The organism is Streptomyces sp., from assembly GCF_031181705.1.
GTDB lineage: Bacteria > Actinomycetota > Actinomycetes > Streptomycetales > Streptomycetaceae > Streptomyces.
In genome coordinates, this window is sequence record NZ_JAPSKN010000224.1 from 3,374 (window position 1) to 5,631 (window position 2,258).

Annotated in this window: 2 protein-coding genes and 1 pseudogene; 2 read left to right on the forward strand and 1 reads right to left on the reverse strand. The window is 76.0% G+C overall.

Going from position 1 to position 2,258, the window contains the following annotated elements:
- Positions 1-331: pseudogene (locus RIN80_RS25975) on the reverse strand (hypothetical protein); the annotation flags it as partial.
- 324 nt (positions 332-655) lie between these two features.
- Here RIN80_RS25975 and RIN80_RS25980 point away from each other — a divergent pair.
- The gene (locus RIN80_RS25980) at positions 656-898 is read left to right on the forward strand and encodes a DUF397 domain-containing protein (RefSeq protein WP_094052129.1); all 243 of its coding nucleotides are present in this window, start codon (positions 656-658) and stop codon (positions 896-898) included.
- A gap of 163 nt (positions 899-1,061) precedes the next feature.
- Positions 1,062-1,964 (forward strand): universal stress protein, encoded by a 903-nt coding sequence (locus RIN80_RS25985; RefSeq protein WP_309098081.1) that lies wholly within the window; start codon positions 1,062-1,064, stop codon positions 1,962-1,964.
- The last annotated feature ends 294 nt before the right edge of the window (positions 1,965-2,258 follow it).

Here is a 2,258-nt window from a genome sequence, read left to right on the forward strand (position 1 = left end):
CAGCGGCGGCCGGGTCGTCCTGCGGCCCAGCCGCGGCGGTGTCGCTGTCCTGGCCCGTCGTGCCGGCGCCGCCTGGGGCCGCCGTGGCGGTCTCGTCACTTCCGTGCGCCGCGTCGCTGGCGTCGTCCCGGCCGGGCGTCCCGGTGTCGTCGCGCGGGGCCCTGCGCGCTGCCGGGGCCGTGTCACGGTCAGGTGACCCGGACGTTCCGCCGCGGTCGGCGGTGTCGGCGTTCTCCTCCGGCCGGAGTTCCGGCGCCCCCGTGTCGTCGTCCGGTTCCGTCCCGCCCTCGGTCCTGTCCGGCTGCTGGTGGGGGCGAGTGAAGAGCGACACCCGGTGGTCCTTCCGTGCGGTCGTGCGATGGCATGGCAAACAGAGCCCCATGCCGAGCCTGCCACCACCAGTACGTCCGTACGTCACCCGGGGTTCAATCGCCGGGCCGGTGAATCACCCGTCCGCAGCCGCCGCGACCTCCCGCGCCCACTAGGGGACCGCCTCGCCGCTCGGCGGCCGCCGCAGCTCGTCCGTGATCTTCGCCGTGTGGCTCGTGGGAACACGGCCGCCGGACTCCTGAAAGGTCCCGCTCACGTGCTCTGTCGGCCGTGGGACGCGATCGCTAGGCTGGCCGCGGACGACGCAATCGGGAGGAGCACGGACGTGGCCGAGACCACCACCCAGCAGCGACCGCTCATGGGCTGGGACAAGCCGGACCTGGACCTCAGCAAGGCGCAGTGGCAGTCCAGCAGCCGCGGCCTGGGGGATGTGCAGATCGCCTTCGTGGAGGGCTTCATCGCCATGCGGAACAGTGCCCGGCCCGAGAGCCCTTCCCTGATCTTCACGCCCGCCGAGTGGGGCGCGTTCGTCTCGGGAGCGCGGGAAGGGGAGTTCGACCTCACCTGACGGCAGCGCGCGAACCGCCCCGGGCGGCCGTGGGCCGACGGCCGATCCGGGGGTGTTCCGCCCGCGTTTTCCGGACACGCGACCCGAGGCAGCCTCCCTCGCCCGGCCCCTGCGTCAGGCTGGCACCGGGGAGGGGACGGTCGTCACCCGGAAGTGAGGAACCATGAGCACCCTGCCGGTCGTCGCGGCGGTCGACGGTTCGGACGACAGCCTGCGCGCCCTGGAGTGGGCCGTCGACGCGGCCCTGAGACGCTCGGCCCCGCTCCGCGTGGCGCATGTGCGCCAGTACGCCCACTGGGCCCCGCCCGAAGTCCTCGCCGCCGGGCCCGCCGACCCGCGACAGGACCCCGTCCTCGACCGGGTCCGCGCCCACCTGGCGGACCGCACCGGCCTGCCGGACACCGAGTACACCGGCCTGGAGGGTTCGACCGGCGTGGTCCTGACCGAACTCGGCGCCAACGCCCAGCTGCTGGTGCTCGGTTCCCGGGGCCGCGGCGGCTTCGCCAGCCTGCTGCTCGGCTCCACCGGCCTGGCCACCGCCCGCGACGCCGAGTGCCCCGTCGTCGTCGTGCCCCCGCCCGGACGCGAGGTCCACGGCGAGGCACCGGCCGGGCCCGCCCCGCGCGTGGTCGTCGGGCTGAAGGTCGACGGCCCCGACGACGCCACGCTGGAGTTCGCCTTCGCCGAGGCCGCCCGGCGCGGGGCCCGGCTCCAGGCGGTCGCCGCCTATCCGTGGCCCGCGCAGCCCTGGATGCTGCCCGGGGAGATGCCCCCGCCGGTCGTCGACCAGGACGTCGTCGAGGACGAGGCCCGGGTCCTCGCCGAGGGCTTCCTCGCCCCCCACCGCGAGCGGCACCCCGGCGTGGAGGTCGAGCCCCTCCCGGCGGCGGGGGACGCGGCCGGGCACCTCGTCGCCGCCTCCCGGGACGCCGACCTCGTCGTCGTGGGCCGTCACCGGCGGCACCTGCTGGCACCCGCGCGGATGATGGGCTCGGTCACCCAGGCCGTGCTGCTGCACGCCGCGAGTCCCGTCGCGGTGATCCCTCCCGCACCGCCGGAGGACTGACCAGGGGTGACGGCCACGGCCCCGCCTCTCATCAGCGCCGTGCGGGAACCGATCAGCAGGGACGCCCGGCCCGCCCTGCACCTCGCCCTCACCGCCCGGCCCGACGGCGACGGAGGTGTCCCCTCACGGACGCCGGCCGAGCCGCCCGGCACGGCCCGGCGCGGCGAGCACAGGAGGAAGGGGCCGGTGCCGGTGTCACCGCCGAGGCCGCACAGTTCACCGCCGTCCACGAGTTGCGTGCCGCCGTGCGCGCGCTCTTCGCCCGGGCCCTGCGCCCCGGTACGCCCATCCCGC